Origin of the sequence: Pseudomonas sp. QLc11A, assembly GCF_052112305.1 — a bacterium.
GTDB classification, from domain to species: Bacteria; Pseudomonadota; Gammaproteobacteria; order Pseudomonadales; family Pseudomonadaceae; genus Aquipseudomonas; species Aquipseudomonas laurylsulfatiphila.
The window spans coordinates 129,116-146,010 of sequence record NZ_JAVAJJ010000006.1; the positions used below are offsets into that span (position 1 = coordinate 129,116).

Annotated in this window: 13 protein-coding genes; 4 read left to right on the top strand and 9 right to left on the bottom strand. The window is 61.6% G+C overall.

Annotated elements, in window-relative coordinates; translation table 11 throughout:
* Nucleotides 1-95: 95 nt before the first annotated feature.
* Entirely contained in the window at nucleotides 96-983 is an 888-nt protein-coding gene (locus tag Q8X48_RS11315) for a His/Gly/Thr/Pro-type tRNA ligase C-terminal domain-containing protein (RefSeq protein ID WP_407800738.1), read from the top strand.
* Nucleotides 984-1,071: 88 nt separating this feature from the next.
* Here the strand turns inward: Q8X48_RS11315 and Q8X48_RS11320 are convergent, their stop codons facing one another.
* Complete coding sequence (locus tag Q8X48_RS11320; RefSeq protein WP_116579809.1) at nucleotides 1,072-1,593, bottom strand: DUF3617 domain-containing protein; 522 nt, start codon at nucleotides 1,591-1,593, stop codon at nucleotides 1,072-1,074.
* Between the two features lie 132 nt (nucleotides 1,594-1,725).
* Between Q8X48_RS11320 and cls the strand changes: the two genes are divergently transcribed.
* Nucleotides 1,726-3,165: a cardiolipin synthase gene (gene cls / locus Q8X48_RS11325; RefSeq protein WP_102673725.1), complete on the top strand. Its 1,440-nt coding sequence runs from the start codon at nucleotides 1,726-1,728 to the stop codon at nucleotides 3,163-3,165.
* On the opposite strand, the gene cfaB is transcribed toward cls, so the two are convergent.
* The 5 genes from cfaB to hflK (Q8X48_RS11350) form a co-directional block, all read right to left on the bottom strand.
* Nucleotides 3,162-4,346: a C17 cyclopropane fatty acid synthase CfaB gene (gene cfaB, locus Q8X48_RS11330; protein ID WP_407800737.1), complete on the bottom strand. Its 1,185-nt coding sequence runs from the start codon at nucleotides 4,344-4,346 to the stop codon at nucleotides 3,162-3,164. The genes cls and cfaB overlap by 4 nt on opposite strands.
* A gap of 218 nt (nucleotides 4,347-4,564) precedes the next feature.
* On the bottom strand, nucleotides 4,565-6,472 hold the full coding sequence (locus Q8X48_RS11335; RefSeq protein WP_407800736.1) for a cation-translocating P-type ATPase: 1,908 nt from the start codon (nucleotides 6,470-6,472) through the stop codon (nucleotides 4,565-4,567).
* Nucleotides 6,469-7,527, bottom strand: coding sequence for a protease modulator HflK (gene hflK / locus Q8X48_RS11340; protein ID WP_407800735.1), 1,059 nt, complete (start codon nucleotides 7,525-7,527; stop codon nucleotides 6,469-6,471). The genes Q8X48_RS11335 and hflK (Q8X48_RS11340) overlap by 4 nt, the downstream gene beginning before the upstream one ends.
* Nucleotides 7,524-8,567 carry a protease modulator HflC gene (gene hflC / locus Q8X48_RS11345; protein WP_407800734.1) on the bottom strand — a complete coding sequence of 348 codons (1,044 nt, stop codon included), beginning with the start codon at nucleotides 8,565-8,567 and terminating at the stop codon, nucleotides 7,524-7,526. Before hflC ends, hflK (Q8X48_RS11340) begins: the two co-directional genes overlap by 4 nt.
* Nucleotides 8,564-10,522 (bottom strand): protease modulator HflK, encoded by a 1,959-nt coding sequence (hflK, locus tag Q8X48_RS11350; RefSeq protein WP_407800778.1) that lies wholly within the window; start codon nucleotides 10,520-10,522, stop codon nucleotides 8,564-8,566. Before hflK (Q8X48_RS11350) ends, hflC begins: the two co-directional genes overlap by 4 nt.
* 209 nt (nucleotides 10,523-10,731) lie before the next feature.
* On the opposite strand from hflK (Q8X48_RS11350), the gene lpdA reads away from it, so the two are divergent.
* Nucleotides 10,732-12,132, top strand: a complete 1,401-nt coding sequence (gene lpdA, locus Q8X48_RS11355) for a dihydrolipoyl dehydrogenase (RefSeq protein ID WP_126048387.1) — start codon at nucleotides 10,732-10,734, stop codon at nucleotides 12,130-12,132.
* A gap of 111 nt (nucleotides 12,133-12,243) precedes the next feature.
* On the opposite strand, the gene Q8X48_RS11360 is transcribed toward lpdA, so the two are convergent.
* Nucleotides 12,244-12,717: an Lrp/AsnC family transcriptional regulator gene (locus Q8X48_RS11360; RefSeq protein WP_407800733.1), complete on the bottom strand. Its 474-nt coding sequence runs from the start codon at nucleotides 12,715-12,717 to the stop codon at nucleotides 12,244-12,246.
* Nucleotides 12,718-12,863: 146 nt separating this feature from the next.
* Here Q8X48_RS11360 and Q8X48_RS11365 point away from each other — a divergent pair, with 146 nt between their 5' ends.
* The gene (locus Q8X48_RS11365) at nucleotides 12,864-13,493 is read left to right on the top strand and encodes a LysE family translocator (RefSeq protein ID WP_407800732.1); all 630 of its coding nucleotides are present in this window, start codon (nucleotides 12,864-12,866) and stop codon (nucleotides 13,491-13,493) included.
* A gap of 3 nt (nucleotides 13,494-13,496) precedes the next feature.
* Here Q8X48_RS11365 and Q8X48_RS11370 read toward each other — a convergent pair whose 3' ends face one another.
* Nucleotides 13,497-15,614: a hypothetical protein gene (locus Q8X48_RS11370; RefSeq protein WP_407800731.1), complete on the bottom strand. Its 2,118-nt coding sequence runs from the start codon at nucleotides 15,612-15,614 to the stop codon at nucleotides 13,497-13,499.
* A complete protein-coding gene (locus Q8X48_RS11375) occupies nucleotides 15,601-16,797 on the bottom strand; it encodes a DUF3142 domain-containing protein (RefSeq protein WP_407800730.1) in 1,197 nt (398 codons plus the stop codon). Before Q8X48_RS11375 ends, Q8X48_RS11370 begins: the two co-directional genes overlap by 14 nt.
* Between the last annotated feature and the right edge of the window lie 98 nt (nucleotides 16,798-16,895).

Here is a 16,895-nt window from a genome sequence, read left to right on the forward strand (position 1 = left end):
TTGCCTGGCAAGACGAAGGTCTTAATGACAGCGGCAAGGAATTAGCACTAGGTTTATCCGATAACGCTCGCTAGCAGCACCTGAGTACGCCGACCATGATCCAGATCACTCTGCCCGATGGTTCATTGCGTGAATTCGACCAACCGCTGTCCGTGCACGAGTTGGCCGCCAGCATCGGCCCCGGACTGGCCAGCGCGGCCGTAGCGGGCCGGGTCGATGGTGTACTGGTGGACTGCGAATACATGATCGAGGCGGATGCCCGGGTCAGCATTGTCACCCCCCGCGAGCCGGACGGACTGGAGATCCTGCGCCGCTCCTGTGCCTTGATGCTGGCCATGGCGGTCAAGCAACTCCACCCGCATGCACAAATGCGCGCGGGCAGGGAGTTGGGTGATGGCTTCTTTTACGAATTTGTCGTCGAGCGACCGCTGACTCCGGCAGACCTGCCCCTCATCGAAGCGCGCATGCAGTCACTGGCAGCGACCAATCACTCGATCCGGCGTCGGCCACCACGCGAAGAGGTATCCCTGTACCGTCTGGGGGACACCGAATACCAGAGCCATGGACCGCACGTCCCCACCACCAAAGTCTTGCAGGCGTTCGCCCTCGATCACATCAGCGGCACATTGCAACAACGGATCTACGGCACATGCTGGTCCAGCCATCAGGAGCTGCAGCACTGGAGCCTTCCACCCCATGTGGTCGTCGTCAGCATGGACGACCGCCAGGCGACTTATGCACAAGCGGTGACTGAATCCTTGCGCCAAAGGGGTGTGCGCGCAAGGGCCGACCTGCGCAACGAAAAAATCCGTTTCAAGATTCGCCAGCACAGCCGGACCGTGCCGTACCTGGTGGTGGTCGGCGAAAAAGAACAGGCCGGGGGGTTTGTCAGTGTGCGCAGCCGAACGGGGGAGGATTTTGGCCGGATGGCTGTCGAGGCGGCGTGTGAGTGGTTGAGTCAGTCGGGGATTCAGGGCGGCTGAATTGACGCCTTCGCGAGCAGGCTCGCTCCCACATTGATTTCATTAACACCACAGATCAAATGTGGGAGCGGGCTTGCTCGCGAAGCTCTTAAGCTCTCGGCTTCACAGTGCCGCAATCCTGCCCCAACCAGACAGCGCGGGATTCAAGGCTGCCCTTCTGTTGAATGCCGGTGGCGTTGAACGTCCCGTTGACCTTGGTGGTGAACTCGCGGTCGCTGAGGAATGTTGCCACGCCTGCGCCCTGGGCTCTCGGGCAGCTGAAGCGGAATTTCCACTGATTGCCTGAGCGGTCGGTGATTTCCTGCTTGCAGCCCGACTGCGGATCGGTCAGCGGAATGTCATCGGTCTTGACCTGCTCCGGTGTCAGGCACGCCCGGATCCCTTTGCCCCCCATGGTGATCCCCTGCTTTTCCAGCTGCGCACGCTGCTCAGGGGTCATCTGGCTCTGGAGCTGACCGAGGATCAATTGCAGGTCCGGCATATTCTGCTCATCGACCTTCATGTTGCTCGTGGTCAGCTCCCACAATCCCGGTTGCAGCATTTGCGCGTGAGCCGCCACAGGAAGTGCCAAACCCAGTGCCATGGCCAAACCCAGCAGACGAACGTTCATCGAGTAACTCCTGATCAGTAGTGGCCGTTAGACGTCAGCCGCAGGCTTCGGTTCAGGGGCCAATTAATTAGCGACATTCTGCACGGAACATGGTCTGTTAAGCACTGAATCTTCAGGAGCAAGGCAGCCCCCATGGATTATTTCGGACCGCATATTTTCGGTTATACCATCGCCCTGCTGCACACGCTGGGCATGATCGCGGCCATCCACGCCGTGTTGACCGTCCGTACCGCCCAGGGCTCGATCGCCTGGGCCTTGTCGCTGTTTTTCATCCCATACCTCACGCTGATCCCGTACCTGATGTTCGGCCGCAGCACCTTTGATGGCTACATCAAGGCCCGACGGCAGGCCAACGAGGAGATGCGCAAGGCGGTTTCCGAACTCAACTGGCGACCCTGGGTAGAAGAAGCCCTCACCGCCCGCGCCTCTTCTGCCTACGCCTCACTCAGAGCGATGCCCAAGCTCGGAAACATGCCCTGCCTGGCCAATAACCAGACGCGGCTGTTGATCAACGGCCAGTCGACGTTCGAGGCCATTTTCGATGCCATCAGCCAAGCGAAAGAGGCCGTGCTGATCCAGTTTTTCATCGTCCACGACGACCGCCTCGGCCAACGCCTGCAAACTTTGCTGCTGAAAAAAGCCGCCGAAGGTGTGGCGATCTATCTGTTGTATGACCGAATCGGCAGCCATTCCCTACCCAACGGCTACGTGCAGGCCCTGCGAGATGGCGGGGTCGAGGTCAAGGCTTTTGGCCCCCGTAGTGGCTGGTTCAATCGCTTTCAGGTGAACTTCCGCAACCATCGCAAGATCGTGGTGGTGGACGGCATTCTCGGCTTCGTTGGCGGGCACAACGTCGGTGATGAATACATGGGCGAGAAACCGCCCCTGGCCCCTTGGCGCGATACCCACGTGCAAGTGCGCGGACCAGTGGTGGCGTGCATGCAGGAGTCTTTCGCTGAAGACTGGTTCTGGGTGGCTCATGCCCTGCCGCCACTGATCCTGCCCGAGGTTTATCCGGAAGACGGCGTACTGTGCCAGTTGCTTGCCAGTGGGCCGGCAGACGCCTACGAAACCTGTTCTCTGTTCTTTGTCGAAGCGATCCATGCGGCGACGGAACGGGTCTGGATCACCAGCCCGTATTTCGTCCCCGATGAAGCCGTGTTCGCAGCGTTGCGCCTGGCGGTCCTGCGGGGTGTGGATGTGCGGCTGCTGTTGCCGTCGAGACCCGACCATCGAATCGTCTACGCCGCCTCCAGCCTATACGCCTTCGAAGCCGTGCGCGCCGGTGTGCGGGTGTTCCGTTACGAGCCCGGATTCCTGCACCAGAAAGTGGTGTTGATCGACCGCGAAATCAGCGCCATCGGCAGCGCCAACCTGGACAACCGTTCGTTCCGGCTGAATTTCGAAGTGATGTTGCTGACCGTCGACAGCGTCTTTGCCGCCGAGGTGGAACAGATGCTCAACGATGACTTCGCCAACGCCCACGAAATCGCCAAAGGAGAAGGCCGGGAGACCCACCGCCTGCAGCAGCTCGGCATGCGGGTCGCCCGGCTGATTTCGCCGATTCTTTAAAGGTAGATATCGTCCCGGGTCCATGGCAGTTCATGACTGCCATCGGCGTGGGCCTTCACGGCGAGAATCTGATGCAGGTTGATCCAGCCGCGGGCGAACGCGTAGGCGCAACCGGCCAGGTACAGCCGCCAGATGCGCAGGGCTTGTTCCGGTACCAGTTTGGAAGCCGCTTCGAGATTGTCTTCGAGGCGTTCGCTCCAGTGATCGAGCGTGCGGGCGTAGTGCAGGCGCAAGCTTTCGACGTCGACGATTTCCAGCCCGGCCTCACTGATCTGCGCAGAGATCATCGACAGGTGCGGCAGCTCGCCGTTGGGGAACACATATTTCCCGATGAATTCACCGGCACCGCGCCCCACCGGACGGCCATCGGTGTACTTGGCGGTGATCCCGTGATTCATCACCAGGCCGCCCTCTTTCACCGCGCCGAACAGAGTCTTGCAGTACTCCGCGAGATTGGCGTGGCCCACGTGTTCAAACATGCCGACGCTGACTACCTTGTCGAAGCGGCCATCCTGCGGCAAATCGCGATAGTCGAGCAGTTGCAGCTCGACCAGGTCCTCCAGGCCCTCCGCTTTTACGCGCTCCCGGGCCAGAGCCAACTGCTCCTTGCTGAGGGTGATACCGAACACTCTCGCGCCAAACTCTCGCGCAGCAAAACGCGCCAATCCGCCCCAACCACACCCAACATCCAGCAGGTATTCGCCGGGTTGCAGGCGCAGCTTGCGACACAAATGACGGAACTTGGCTTGCTGGGCCTGCTCGAGGCTTTCGCTGCCGGTCTCGAAGTAAGCGCAGGAATACGCCATGTCGCTGTCGAGCCACAGCTGATAGAACGCGTTGGAAAGGTCGTAGTGGTAGGAAATCGCCTTGGCGTCTGTATCTTTGTCGTGAACGCTACGAACAGGCTGATTGTCATCGTCTTCGTCCAGCAACGCCTGGCTCCATTCATCACAGACGCGGATCACATCGCTGATGGAGCCTTCGAGCTCCAGTTTGCCTTCGACAAAAGCAGCACCGAGGGCATCCAGGCTTGGATGGGTAAACTGGGAGACCATTTGTGGGTCCTTGACCACAATCGTGACGCTGGGCGTCGGCCCCAGATTGAATTCATGGCCGTCCCAGAGTCTCAGGCGAAGCGGTAACTGCAGATTCTGTAAGGCCGGTGGAAGTTGCGCGAGCATGGAGAATCCCCCTTGTTTCAGACGTCTGATCAGAGGGTAGACCATCCTTGAAAAATAGCTGGCTATCGAATTAATCGCCGTTTTCAATGATTCGCGACGCCAGAACCGACCGCCGCGAACGCACAAAATGATGTGCCCTCACTTCCAATGACTACACACCACGCCCACAGTTCTAAAAATATGAAGACGCGTAATCACCCGGTTTAGAGCATTCGCATTCAGACTTCGTCCTTGAGTTTGAGTAAGGGCTCCTGAAATCGCAGCAATCGACCGGCATTGCCCAGGACCAGCAAGGTGCTGAGGTTATGCAACAACGCTGCAATCATCGCCCCGGCAGCGCCGAGCCAGCCGAACGCGGCGAAGGCCACAATCGCCAGGGTCCAGCCCAGCCCGATGATCACATTGACCTGCAACGTCTGGCGGCACTGGCGACTCAGGCGCACGCAGGTACCGAGGCGACGCAGGTCACTGCCGATCAGCACGATGTCAGCCGATGCCAGGGCGATGTCTGCACCGCCCGCGCCCATGGCCACACCGACCACACCCGCCTTGAGGGCCAGTGAATCATTGATGCCATCTCCGACCACCATGGGCCGGAAGCCGCTGTCGATCTCCTTGAGTACGCGGTTCAGTTTGTCTTCGGGCAGAGCTTGCGCTTCGACGTCGCTGATTCCGACATCCCGGGCGAGCGTCTGTGCGACGCTGTGTCGATCGCCGGTGAGCAACAACTGGCGACCCAGACCCAACTCACGCAACTCACCCAAGGCAAACTGCGCCTCGGGTTTGACGCTGTCGGCCAGCAACAGCCAGGCTAGAAACTCCCCGTTGAGCGCCAGCCCTGCAATCGGACCATCGTGATCGGGAACTGCCGTTGTACTGATGCCCAGTTGCGCAAACAACTCCGGCCGGCCGAGCGCCGCTTCGCCCTGCCCCGTCATCGCCACCACACCCAGGCCCTGGCGTTCATGAATGTCGGTCAGCAGCAGAAAATCTTCCTGGGCCACCAACCCCGCCAGGGCGCGGCTGACCGGATGACTGCTGGCCGAGCCTAGGCTCGCCGCCAACGTCAGCACATGGCTGCGATCCTCCAGCGGGCTGTCGATGGATTGCAGACGCAAGGTGCCGAAGGTCAGCGTCCCGGTCTTGTCGACCACCAGCGAGGTCAGGTCCGCCAACTCTTCGAGGAATGCGGAACTGCGGATCAGAATCCCGTGGCGTGCCGCCACCGCCACACCCGCAATCGCCGTGGCCGGCGCCGACAACACCAGCGCACAAGGACAGGCCGCCACCAACACCGCGAGCATCGCCTGGGCGTTGTTGGTGATGAACCAGGTCACGGCCGCCAGCAGCAAAACCAGCACCATGTAGCTGCCGGCGTAGCGCTCCAGCAAACGGGTAATGGGCGGCTTCGAACGCTCGGCGTTTTGCATCAGGGCAATCACTTTGCCGAGGGTCGACTCATGGCCGGTGCGGGTCACTTCGATTCGCAGCAGACCATCGAGGTTGATCGCACCACCGAACACCGACATGCCGACACCGGCCTCCATCGGTACCGACTCGCCGGTAATGGAGGCGGTGTCCAGACTGGCCTGGCCGGACAACACCCGGCCATCCGCCGGTACCCGGTCCCCGGCGCGCACCTCGACCCGATCGCCGGCCTTGAGCGTGCCGTTGTCGACTTCGATGATGGAGCCGTCCGCCTGAATCTTGCGTGCGTGGCTGCGGGTCAGTTTGCCGAGGGCGTGAATCGCTTCCTGGGAACCGATCACGCTGCGCTCCTCCAGCACGTGACCGAAGATCATGATGATCGGCAACAGGGCCGCCGTCAGCAGATCCCCGGTGGCCCAGGCACCCAGCATGGCCAGGGCAATCAATTGATCAGTGATGCCGTGCAGGCTCGGATAACGCAGGCTGTACCAGGCCGAACGCATGACCGGTACAGCAACCAGCAACGAAGCAAGCCCCAGCAGCAACTGACTGACACCGGTCTGCTCCGGCGCCAGCCAACGCCAGATCAGGCCCAGCGCAAGCAGGCCCAATGCGAGCATGGCCAGGGTCAGCTGGCGTGCGGCGCGGCGCTGTTCAGCCGAAGACAACAGGCTCGGTGCAGCGGTTTGAGCGGTCATTGTGCAGCTCCCTGAATGATCAGGCGAGAATCGTCTTTGGGATCGACCGTGGTGACGGAACCTGCCTGGTCGAGAATTTTCGGCATGCGCTCGCGATAAATGCGCAGCAGCATTTGCGGGTCGATACCTTGCCGCTCCGCCTTGGCCAGGCTCAACACGGTAGCCGTATCGGCAGACGCTTTGGCCAGCCGTTCACTCGCCTGGGCATGGGCCACTTGCAGCGTACGGTCGGCTTGCTCGTTGGCGGCTTGCGTCAACTTCTCGGCTTCGGTGCGAGCATTGGCGACCGCCTTATCGGCTTGCTGGCTGGCGGTCAGTACCGCGTTGAAAGCGTTAACCGCAGGGCTTGGCAAACTCGATTGCACATCGACCCGTGCCACTTCGATGCCCAAGCCTTGCCCTGTTGCTGTGAGTTCGGCCAGCCGTTGATTGATGCCCTGCACCAGATCACCGCGCAAGCGCTCACGCCGCTCCGCCGCCTGGCCATCGGCGCCGATCAGTTCCGGACGAGCGACCAGAATGGTGTCCAGATCCCGTGCGGCCGTGAGCGCTAGCGCGCTGCGGGTCACCAGCCGATCCAGAGCCGGCAACACATGTTCGCCCTGAAGCACAAACGCATAGGGCTCGGTGACCTTGTAGAAAACCCGCACATCGAGTTGCACCACGCCGGCGTCACCCGTTAACAGATAACCGGAGCCTGCGAGGGCATCGCTGATGGGCGTGGCAAAACTGGCCACGCGATCAGCCTGCGTCGCGGCATCACTACGCAACAGGCTTTCCACTCGACGCTCGATCACCCGATCCGCCGCCGGCAACAAAATCACCTGCTCGAAGGGTTGCGGCCAAGCCAGAAGCAGCCCGGCATTCTGAATGCGATCCAGCGCGCCAAAATGCAAAACCACGGCGCGATTTTGTGGATCGATCTGCCGCACATTGGAAAACGCCCACGCCAATGCCGCCAACACCGTCACCGCATACAGCGCAATAAACGCCAGACGCCCGGCCTGAATCCAGGGGCTGCTCAACTCATTTGTTCCACGTGGAACCAAACTCATGGCTGCGATCCGGACTTGTTGTCGAGACTCGGCGGACCGTCAACCAGCACCCGGAACGGTGCGGCATCGGTACGCAGAATCAGCTTGGTCCCCGGCGTCACCACAGTGCCCAAGGTGTCGAGCGAACGCAGCAGGTTGTAAAGCTGCGGCGACGCCGCATAGGCGCGACCATAAATCTGCGCCGCTTCGACGCGTGATTGCGCTTCGATATCTGCCGCTTTCACTGTGGCATCAGCCTGCACAATTCGCGCATCACGTTCGGCGGCAGAACGAATTTGTGCGGCTTCACGCTTGCCGATGGCCGTACGTTCGGTGGCGATGGTTTCACGCTCGGCGCGCATCCGGTCGACGGTCGCGGTGAGCGTTACCGAAGGCAGCGTCAGTCGTTCGATGCCGACCTGCAATACGCGCACGCCATAAGTGCTGAGCAACTGCTGATCGATTTGCTTGCGCAGTTGCGCTTCGAAATCGGCGATGCGTACCTGGCTGGCATCGGTATTGACCAGGTTCGACAGATCAAAACTGCTGGCGGTGGTCTCCAGCGCGGAGCCGACAAAGGTACGAATCTGCCGCGCAGCCTCATCAGGCTGGTTCTGCACTGCACGCATGAAGCGTTGCACATTGCCCGGATCGCCCTGCACCTGCCACGCCACGTAGGCCTGGACGATGATGCGCAAACCGTCCCGGGTGCCGACATCCTGCAAACCGCTGGACGTGGTGCGCAGCCGCAGATCCACCGGGATCGCCGCCTCGAACGGTGCCGGCCAGCGCCAGCCCAGCCCCGGCTCCAGCAAGACCCGTGAAGGATTGCCGAAGCGCGTGATCACCGTGGCCTCCCCCGAACGCACCTGCACCAGGCTCGCGGCGGCGACGGCAAACGCCACCAGCAATGCCGCCCAGCCCATGCGGCGCCACGGGAATGGACCGGCCTCCTGCGGATCGCCGTGGTGATGATGGTGATGGCCGTGATGGTGGTGCCCGCCATGGCCGTGATCGTGGCCACTGTGGTCAGCGTGATCGTGCGTATGGGACTGGCTCAATTGGCAGCTCCTGGCTGAACGGTTTTACGCGACTGCGCAGGATCAACCGGCAGCGTGAAAGTACGGAGGTCGATGGTCGGCGCATTGCTGCTGCCGCCCAGACGATGATCGAGCACCAGCAATCTGGCGTTGGCCAAACCCTGGGACAACTGACTGAAATACTGCTCCAGCACGAAGGCCTGGCCAGCGCTGGCATAGGCTTTCTGCTCGGCGTTGAATTTCAGGTCCGCAGCCTGGGCGCCAGCATTGATTTCACGGGCGCTGGCCGTCGCCTGATCGCGGGCGATGCTGGCCTGCAACTGCGCCTGGTGAGTGACTTCGGCGGCGGCACCGCGCTCACGGGCAATCAAGGCTTGCACCCCAATCTGTGCCGCTTGCACGCCGTGATAGGCGTTGGCGGCACCGGCCGGCGGGTGAATCGCCTCGACCACCGTGGCGAGAATTTCCACGCCGCTGTCGAGTTTTTTCAGGTCCGCCTGTACGGCGCGGCCGATTTCTTCCGCCAGCCCTACCCTGTCCTCACCCAGTAAATCGTCGAGGGTGCGCGAGGCAAAATCGTGAACCAGGATTCGGCTGGCCGTGCTGCGAATCAACATCGGCACATCGGCACTGTTGTAGGTCGCGGCCAATGCCGCCTCATCACTCAGACCGATGCGATAGACGAAGCGCACATCCATGTTGACGATCTGAAAGCTCTGCCTGTCGGCTCGGCTGCTGGCGATCACCTGGGATTTATCGTTCACATGGCTGGCGTCCCACAGGCGATTGGCAATTGCCGGGGCCGGGCCTTCGGCAGGGTCGGCCTGAGCAGGGGACGTGGTTTCGCCAACACTGGTGGCCAACTCGTGAACTACGCCATTCTCGACGCTCAACACCCGGCCCAATGGCCAAGGCAAGCCTAGATGCAAACCCGGGCCAAACACTTCCACCGGCTTGCCGAATCGTTCATAGATACCGCGCCCTTGCAGCGCAATTTCGTGAATGCCTGTCAGCGACCAGCCAACCAACGTAACCACCCCCAAAACCGGCATGAACGCCCGACGCATGTAAGTGAAGGCCCAGATCTGCCGCAGATCTATACCGAAGCGGTTGTGTAATTCGTGCTGCAACGCCAGCAACGGCTGTGGTGGCCAGCGCAGCATGTCGGCGACAAAGCTACGCGCCAGTAACTCCGGCTCAAGGCGTTCGCGGCGAGGACTGAACAATGACAACACCGCACGCAGCAACAGCTCTGCCGCCACCAACCCCGGCAGGAGTCCGGACAACACCGCCAGGCGTACGGGCCATATCGACGACTCATCGGCAAACAACATACAAAACGCAGCGAGTAGCAGGCTGATGATCGGCACACGGGTCAATTGCGCCAACGCGGCGGCCTCAGGCCATTGCGCGGTGTTTTCTTGCGCCAGATGACGCTCCATAACCAACAGGCCGAAGGCCAACAGCAATGAGCACGCCGCCCCGACAGTGGCCGCCAGCCCCAGCCCTGCGGGGGGTAACGAAAGATCCCAGGCCTGTTCGACACCCAACACCGCCAACAACGCCCAACCGCCAAGCCACAGCGTCGGCGCGCCAATTTGCCCGAGCAGGTTGTGCGATTGCCGACTGATCCGGTCCAGCAAACGTTCATACCAGCCCAAAGGCTCGGCAGATTCCTCGACAACCACCGCCGGCGCCACGGGATTCATGGCACGAGCACGCCATTGGGCAACCCACCCGGCCGATTGCAAACCCGCCATCAGCACCACAAACGCAGCGCTCAAATTCAGCAACAACGCGGACCACAACATTTTCGAGGCGAACAGCCCGGCAAAAAACGCCAGCAACGCACCCACGGTGGCGAGTACGCCCGCACCGATGGCGAACTGGCGCAAACGCCGCCCTTGAATGAACGCCTGCTGAAAGCGCGGCAACCCGGCCAGCGGCGTTTCATCAACATCGAGATCGACTTGCATACCACCCCAGAGTGTCTTCGCTAACATGGCAATTCGTTACGATATAACGGAAATGGTGAAATTTCCGTATTCAAGCGCGCTATCTAAAGATGCCCAAGCTGTCGCTAACCTGAAGCCTTGACCGAAAGGTTGTGGCGAGCACATATTACGTTCGTAATTTTATTCAGGAACTACTTTTACCCATCCCCTTTCAATCCAGGAGTACATCCATGAGCACTTATGACGTCGTGATACTCGGCGGTGGCCCCGGCGGTTACAACGCGGCGATCCGCGCCGGACAACTGGGTCTGAAGGCGGTCTGCGTGGAAGGGCGCGCCACACTCGGCGGCACCTGCCTGAATGTCGGCTGCATGCCATCCAAGGCATTGCTGCATGCCTCCGAACTGTACGACGCGGCCATGGGCGCGGAGTTCGCCAACCTGGGGATCGACGTCAAGCCCAGCCTCAACCTCGCCCAGATGATGAAGCAAAAGGATGAAAGCGTTACCGGGCTGACCAAGGGCATCGAGTTTCTTTTCCGCAAGAACAAAGTCGACTGGATCAAGGGCTGGGGCCACATCGACGGGCCGGGCAAAGTCACGGTGACCGACAGCGCCGGCGGCAAGACCGAGCTGAGCGCCAGGGACATCATTATCGCCACCGGTTCCGAACCCACTCCCCTGCCCGGCGTGGACATCGATAACAAACGCATCCTCGACTCCACCGGCGCTCTGTCACTGACCGAGGTACCCAAACATCTGGTGGTGATCGGCGCTGGCGTGATCGGCCTGGAGCTGGGTTCGGTCTGGCGACGCCTTGGGGCACAGGTGACGGTGGTCGAGTTCCTCGACCGGATCTGCCCCGGCGTGGACATCGAAGCCGGCAAAACCCTGCAACGCTCCCTGAGCAAGCAAGGCTTGAGCTTCAAGCTGAGTTCGAAAGTGACCAGCGCCACCACCTCCGCCACCGGTGTACAGCTCAGCATCGAGCCTGCCGCCGGCGGCACTGCCGAGTTGCTGGAAGCGGATTACGTATTGGTGGCCATCGGGCGCCGACCTTATACACAGGGCCTGGGCCTGGAGAACGTCGGCCTCGCCACGGACAAACGCGGCATGCTCGCCAACAAGGGGCATCGCACCGAAGCCGCCGGGGTCTGGGTGATTGGTGACGTGACCTCCGGCCCCATGCTCGCGCACAAGGCCGAGGACGAAGCCATGGCCTGTGTCGAACAGATCGTCGGCAAGGCTGGTGAGGTTAACTACAACCTGATTCCCAGCGTGGTCTACACCAGGCCGGAACTGGCCAGCGTCGGCAAGACCGAGGAGCAGCTCAAGGCCGAAGGCCGTGCGTACAAGGTGGGCAAGTTTCCCTTCACCGCCAACAGCCGGGCGAAAATCAACCACGAGACCGAAGGCTTCGCCAAAGTGCTGGCCGATGAGCGCACGGACGAAATCCTCGGCGTGCATCTGGTCGGCCCGAGCGTCAGTGAAATGATCGGCGAGTATTGCGTGGCCATGGAATTCAGCGCCTCGGCCGAAGACATCGCCTTGACCTGCCACCCACACCCGACCCGCTCCGAGGCGTTGCGCCAGGCGGCGATGAATGTGGAGGGGATGGCGACGCAGATGTAAGACTTGAAGCGTTGCAGTGACTGATCCATAGCATTCGCGAGCAGGCTCGCTCCGACAGGTACAGCGCAACCCCTGTGGGAGCGGGCTTGCTCGCGAATCAGGCGACTCGGTTTAGAGCGGCAAATGCCCCAACGGCAACGCCCCCGGCGCCTTCACCGTGTGAATCGCAAAATTGCTGCGGATGTCGCTCACACCCGGCAGCTTCAGCAAACGCCCGGTGAGAAACCGGTCATAGCCACGCAAATCCGGCACCACCACCTGCAGCAGAAAGTCCGACTCCCCTGATACCAGGAACGCCGAAATCACCTCGGGCAATGCCGTCACCGCCAGGCGAAAGGCTTCGGCCTGTTCGTCGTTATGGCGCTCGACCTTGACCCCGACAAACACCGTCAGCCCCAACCCCACTTCGTCGCGATCCAGATTGGCCTGATAGCCGCGAATCACCCCCGCCTCTTCAAGCATACGTACCCGGCGCAAGCACGGCGATGCCGACAGGCCGATCTCGTCTGCCAGTTGCACATTGCTCAGGCGGCCGTCCCGTTGTAGTGCGGCGAGAATCTTGCGGTCGTAGGCGTCAAGTTTCATGGTTTGGCAGATTCCGATAGTGCACTCGAAAGAAAGTGGCAGATTATGCCAATAAAGCCCCCGATAGAAGCTGATAACGCAAGCACCTGCCCTGCCCTCCGGCCCTAGACTGGCATTACCGAATCGACAACGAATGGGGGTGCAACGTGGACGGACTCTGGATGTTTTTCATGGCGCTGGCAGTGGTCTATCTGTTGCCCGGGCCTGACATGATCCTGCTGTTGCAGACGGGTGCCCGCCAGGGCAAAGGCGCCGCGCTGGCCACCGCCGTGGGTTTGGGCATCGCCCGGGGTTGTCATGTTGGATTGGCAGCGCTGGGGCTGGCGGCACTGTTCAAGGCGGCGCCCTGGACCTTCGATGTGGTGCGCCTGACAGGCGCCGCGTACCTGCTGTGGATCGGCATTCAGTGCCTGCGGACGACGATGCTGCCGAACCTCGGAAGCGCCGACACAACCGGCGAAAAACCGCGCTGGAGCATAGCCATCCGGCGCGGACTGCTGACCAACCTGCTCAACCCCAAGGCACTGTTGTTCTGCTCGGTACTGCTGCCGCAATTCATCAACCCACAGTTGGGGCCAGTGCTCGGACAATTTGCGACCCTGGGTGTGGTGCTGGTCGGTGTCGGTCTGCTGTTCGACAGCGCTTACGCCCTGATCGGCGCGGCACTCGGCCGCTGGCTGCAACGCAGCCCTTCAGCCCAGCGCCTGCAACAATGGTTGTTCGGCAGCCTGTTGATCGGTTTCGCCGTGCGGCTGACCTTTGTGCAACAGGCTTAAACCTCAAGGCGCCTTGCGGCGGCGACGCTTGAACAGCAACAGCGCGGCTGCCGCGAACGCCAGTAAACTACCGACCTGCAACGGCGTCTTGTACGGGCGCAAGGCCGAACGCGCTGCGTTGGTGACTTGAGTCACGTAGCGCTTGTCGGCGTTCTCGAAGTCGGGGTATGGGCACTGGTGGCCGAAGTCGGCAGCCCATTCCACGTAAGGCCCTTCTTTGACATAACGCTGATAAATCGCACTTTGCTCTTCAAGGCTGCTGTTCCACCCCGAGGCCTCGCACAGCACCGCCGCAAACGCCTGACTGGTGTGAGGCAGGTTATCCGCCGCCCTGCTCGCCAGCGCCGTGGCCACGAAGCGATAGTGATAACGCTGATCGGGCTGGGCGGCGCTGGCCTGCTGACGCTTCACTTCGTCCTCGGCCATCAATGGACCGACCTTGAGTTCGGCGTTTTCAAGGCTGTAATTGCCACCGAACGTGGCGTAATCCGGCGCCATTTCGTAGCCCAGGATATCCATGCCCCACTCGCGCGCCGTCCAGGCGGCATTGAACAGCGCTGCGGCGCGACGGGTCGGCCACCAGGCTGAATCTGCCGCCTGGCGTTGCTCGCCATACAACCTGGCCTTGTGCCGCAAGCCGTCATTATCGAAGTACGCCAGCGCTTGCTCGTAGTGGCCTTCACGCAACAAACGCCGCCCCAGCAAATTGCGCAGGCTCGCCGCTACGGGCAAGGGCACGTAGTTGTCGCGTTCCTGCTGGCTGAGCGGTGGCGGGGCCGGCACTTGCGTGTCGACGTAGTGCTTGAGCTCTTCGAGGGTCAATACGCGCTCGGCAACGGTGGCGGCGTCGAACCAGTAAATGCTTTGGCTGCGATACAGCTGGTCGAAGGCTTGCAGGTAATCCCCGCGTTGCAGGGCGAGGATCGCACTTTCACCCTCGACCCGACATTTGGGCTGGAGCGTTTCGTAGTCGTAGTCCGGAGTCCGTCGCTCGCCCCAGGATTCATTCTTCGGGAAGGCCTGGGCCGCTTTGGCATAGGCTGCGGCGGCTGCGTTTTTATCGCCGTCGCGCACCGCCAGTTTTGCCCGCAGCCACCAGGCCAACCCGCCATCGCCGGCATGCTCGAGGAACGCCTTGGCGCTGGCGTAATCGCCCTGTTGATAATTCATCGCCGCCAGTCGGTCGGCGTTTTCGAGACTGCCGCGCGTGCTGTTTTGCAACAGCTTGATCATTTTCTGTTCGTTCGGTGGTTGCTCGCCAAACGACCAGCCCAAGCGGCTGATCAAGGACGCGGTCACCAACTGCTGCACGGGCTGGCCCTTGAGCAACTCGGCCACTTGATCATCCGGCAGCGTCATCAAGTCCGCCATCAACAGCTTCAACGAGGAATAGCCCACCGCGGAACCGTGCAGATTCTGCGTGGCGTACAGTTCGATGGCACGGTTCCAGTCGCCGGCAGCGCGCACGACCCGGGCTTCTTCGCCGAGGCTCGCGACGCCCAGTTCCAGCGGATCGCTGAAGCCGTCGATGCTCAGCTGCCGGGTGTGCTCGAAGGCTTTGCGGGATTGTTCGAGCAGATCCGGCGCCGCATTCGCTTCGGCACTCATGGCGAACAACGCGCGCCCCAGCGAGTAAGCCGCCCAGGTGCTGCGCGAAGCCCGTTGCTCGGCGGGCAAGGCCAGCACTTTCTTGAAATACCCGGCGGCCAAGGCATTATCACCCGCGCCAAATGCCACAGCGCCGGCCAGGTACCACCTGATCTCGGGCGGCAGTTGCGCGCCTTCGGTTTCAACCTGATGAGCATCCGTCAGGCCGCGCAGGTGTTTCACCAGCACTTGTTGCTCTGCGGAAAGTCCCGCCTGTTCGGCCTGATCCCGTAGCGCTACCGCGTCAGGTTGATCGCTGTAGTCGGCGCCAGCGGTGACGTTCTTCAAGCCATTGATGGCGTGGCCGAGGCGGCTGATTTCAAAGCTGAAGTTGCCTTCGGGCAGTTCCGCCAGCGACTGGCCACGGTTATCCAGCAGGCGCATGGGGAAGTCCGGGCCGCAGGCCAGCGCCGAACCCAGCGGCAGGCTGAGGCTCAGGCAAAGCAAATGACGCGGCCAGTTACGGGTGAACATTCGAACCTCCTTGATCAATGTGTGCGCAGCGAGCCCAACCGATGGCACGCTGTCCGCCGGCCGGAATCCGGCCATCGCGCAGGCGGGTGAAGGTAAGCAGATCCGGACGCTGTTGCAACGCGTAACCGGCCAAGGCATCGGCCCCTTCACAGCCGCTGACGGCGAGCGTCAGGCGTTCGGGCCAGGCGCTGTCGAGGTTGCCCTGGTTGCTGATGACGATGTCATAGAGGCCATTGTTGGCCGATAGTTGCAACGTCAACTGACTGTCGAGGACTTCAGCACGCGCCACGGCGCGCAAGGTAGTCAGGCTCCAGGCCCGGCGGTCGTTGGCCAATGGCAGACGAAACCAGATCAGGCCCGCCAGATGCTCGGGTGGATCGGCACGCAGTTCGGTGCCGAGGGTGCGCAGTGACTGCGGATCGGCGAGTAATTCCCGGCGCAGGCCTTCGCGCTCCAGCGTCACTTCACTTTCCACAACCGGTGCGCCGTCCGTCGACGGCAGCAACGCCACGCCATAAGCCGGCAGCGCCAGATAGAAAGGTTTTGTCGTGACACGGCTCCAGGCCTTCGCCCATTGCCGGGCCTGATCGGCATCAAACAAGCCACGACGCGGATCGCTCACCGCGTGCACCTGCAACACGCTGCTGTCGACTGTGGATAACAACGCTGGTAGTTCATGACTGTCGAGCCAGGACGGCAGCGCCGTGATGCTCAGCGGCAACGAAGTCGGTAATGCTTCACGCAGATGCGCGAGAAATTCGCGGTACGAAGGTAGCCGGACATTGCCGGCATCGTGGTCGATTTCTACGCCGGCGAGGTTCAACCCTTGCCCCTGCCAGTCGCTGATCACCTGGCGGATCTGCGCGGTGACCTCTTCCTGATCGAGTGCCTTGAGCTGCCCGTCCAGGCGCACCACCGCAATCACCGGCCGGCCATCGTGCCTGAGCAATACCGGATCAATGCGGGCGCGGCTCCAGCCGGCATTGGGGAAGGCCTGCAAGGCCAACACCCGCAACGTTGAAAATTCGGCACGGCTGTCCCTGAGGGCAGCGTCGTGGGCCGGCGTCCACTGCCGCTGCCAGACGTAGAGTTGCTGATCCAGCGGCGGTGCGTCGTGCCTTTCGCATCCGGCGGTCAGCACCAGCGCCAGCAGCAAGGCGATCGAGCGAGTGAAAAAAACCATTGAAACGCCTGTTCCTGAAATGCAGAAAGGGCCTCTGCGGCCCTTTTCGTTCTGCCACTACCCTACCCAGCCATCAACCAGCGGGCAATGCTCACGGG

Bases quoted from the DNA above. Each gene is read 5' to 3' on its own strand.
- Q8X48_RS11315 (WP_407800738.1), top strand. From the start codon at position 96: ATGATCCAGATCACTCTGCCCGATGGTTCATTGCGTGAATTCGACCAA.
- Q8X48_RS11320 (WP_116579809.1), bottom strand. From the start codon at position 1,593: ATGAACGTTCGTCTGCTGGGTTTGGCCATGGCACTGGGTTTGGCACTT.
- cls (WP_102673725.1), top strand. From the start codon at position 1,726: ATGGATTATTTCGGACCGCATATTTTCGGTTATACCATCGCCCTGCTG.
- cfaB (WP_407800737.1), bottom strand. From the start codon at position 4,346: ATGCTCGCGCAACTTCCACCGGCCTTACAGAATCTGCAGTTACCGCTT.
- Q8X48_RS11335 (WP_407800736.1), bottom strand. From the start codon at position 6,472: ATGACCGCTCAAACCGCTGCACCGAGCCTGTTGTCTTCGGCTGAACAG.
- hflK (WP_407800735.1), bottom strand. From the start codon at position 7,527: ATGAGTTTGGTTCCACGTGGAACAAATGAGTTGAGCAGCCCCTGGATT.
- hflK (WP_407800778.1), bottom strand. From the start codon at position 10,522: ATGCAAGTCGATCTCGATGTTGATGAAACGCCGCTGGCCGGGTTGCCG.
- lpdA (WP_126048387.1), top strand. From the start codon at position 10,732: ATGAGCACTTATGACGTCGTGATACTCGGCGGTGGCCCCGGCGGTTAC.
- Q8X48_RS11360 (WP_407800733.1), bottom strand. From the start codon at position 12,717: ATGAAACTTGACGCCTACGACCGCAAGATTCTCGCCGCACTACAACGG.
- Q8X48_RS11370 (WP_407800731.1), bottom strand. From the start codon at position 15,614: ATGTTCACCCGTAACTGGCCGCGTCATTTGCTTTGCCTGAGCCTCAGC.
- Q8X48_RS11375 (WP_407800730.1), bottom strand. From the start codon at position 16,797: ATGGTTTTTTTCACTCGCTCGATCGCCTTGCTGCTGGCGCTGGTGCTG.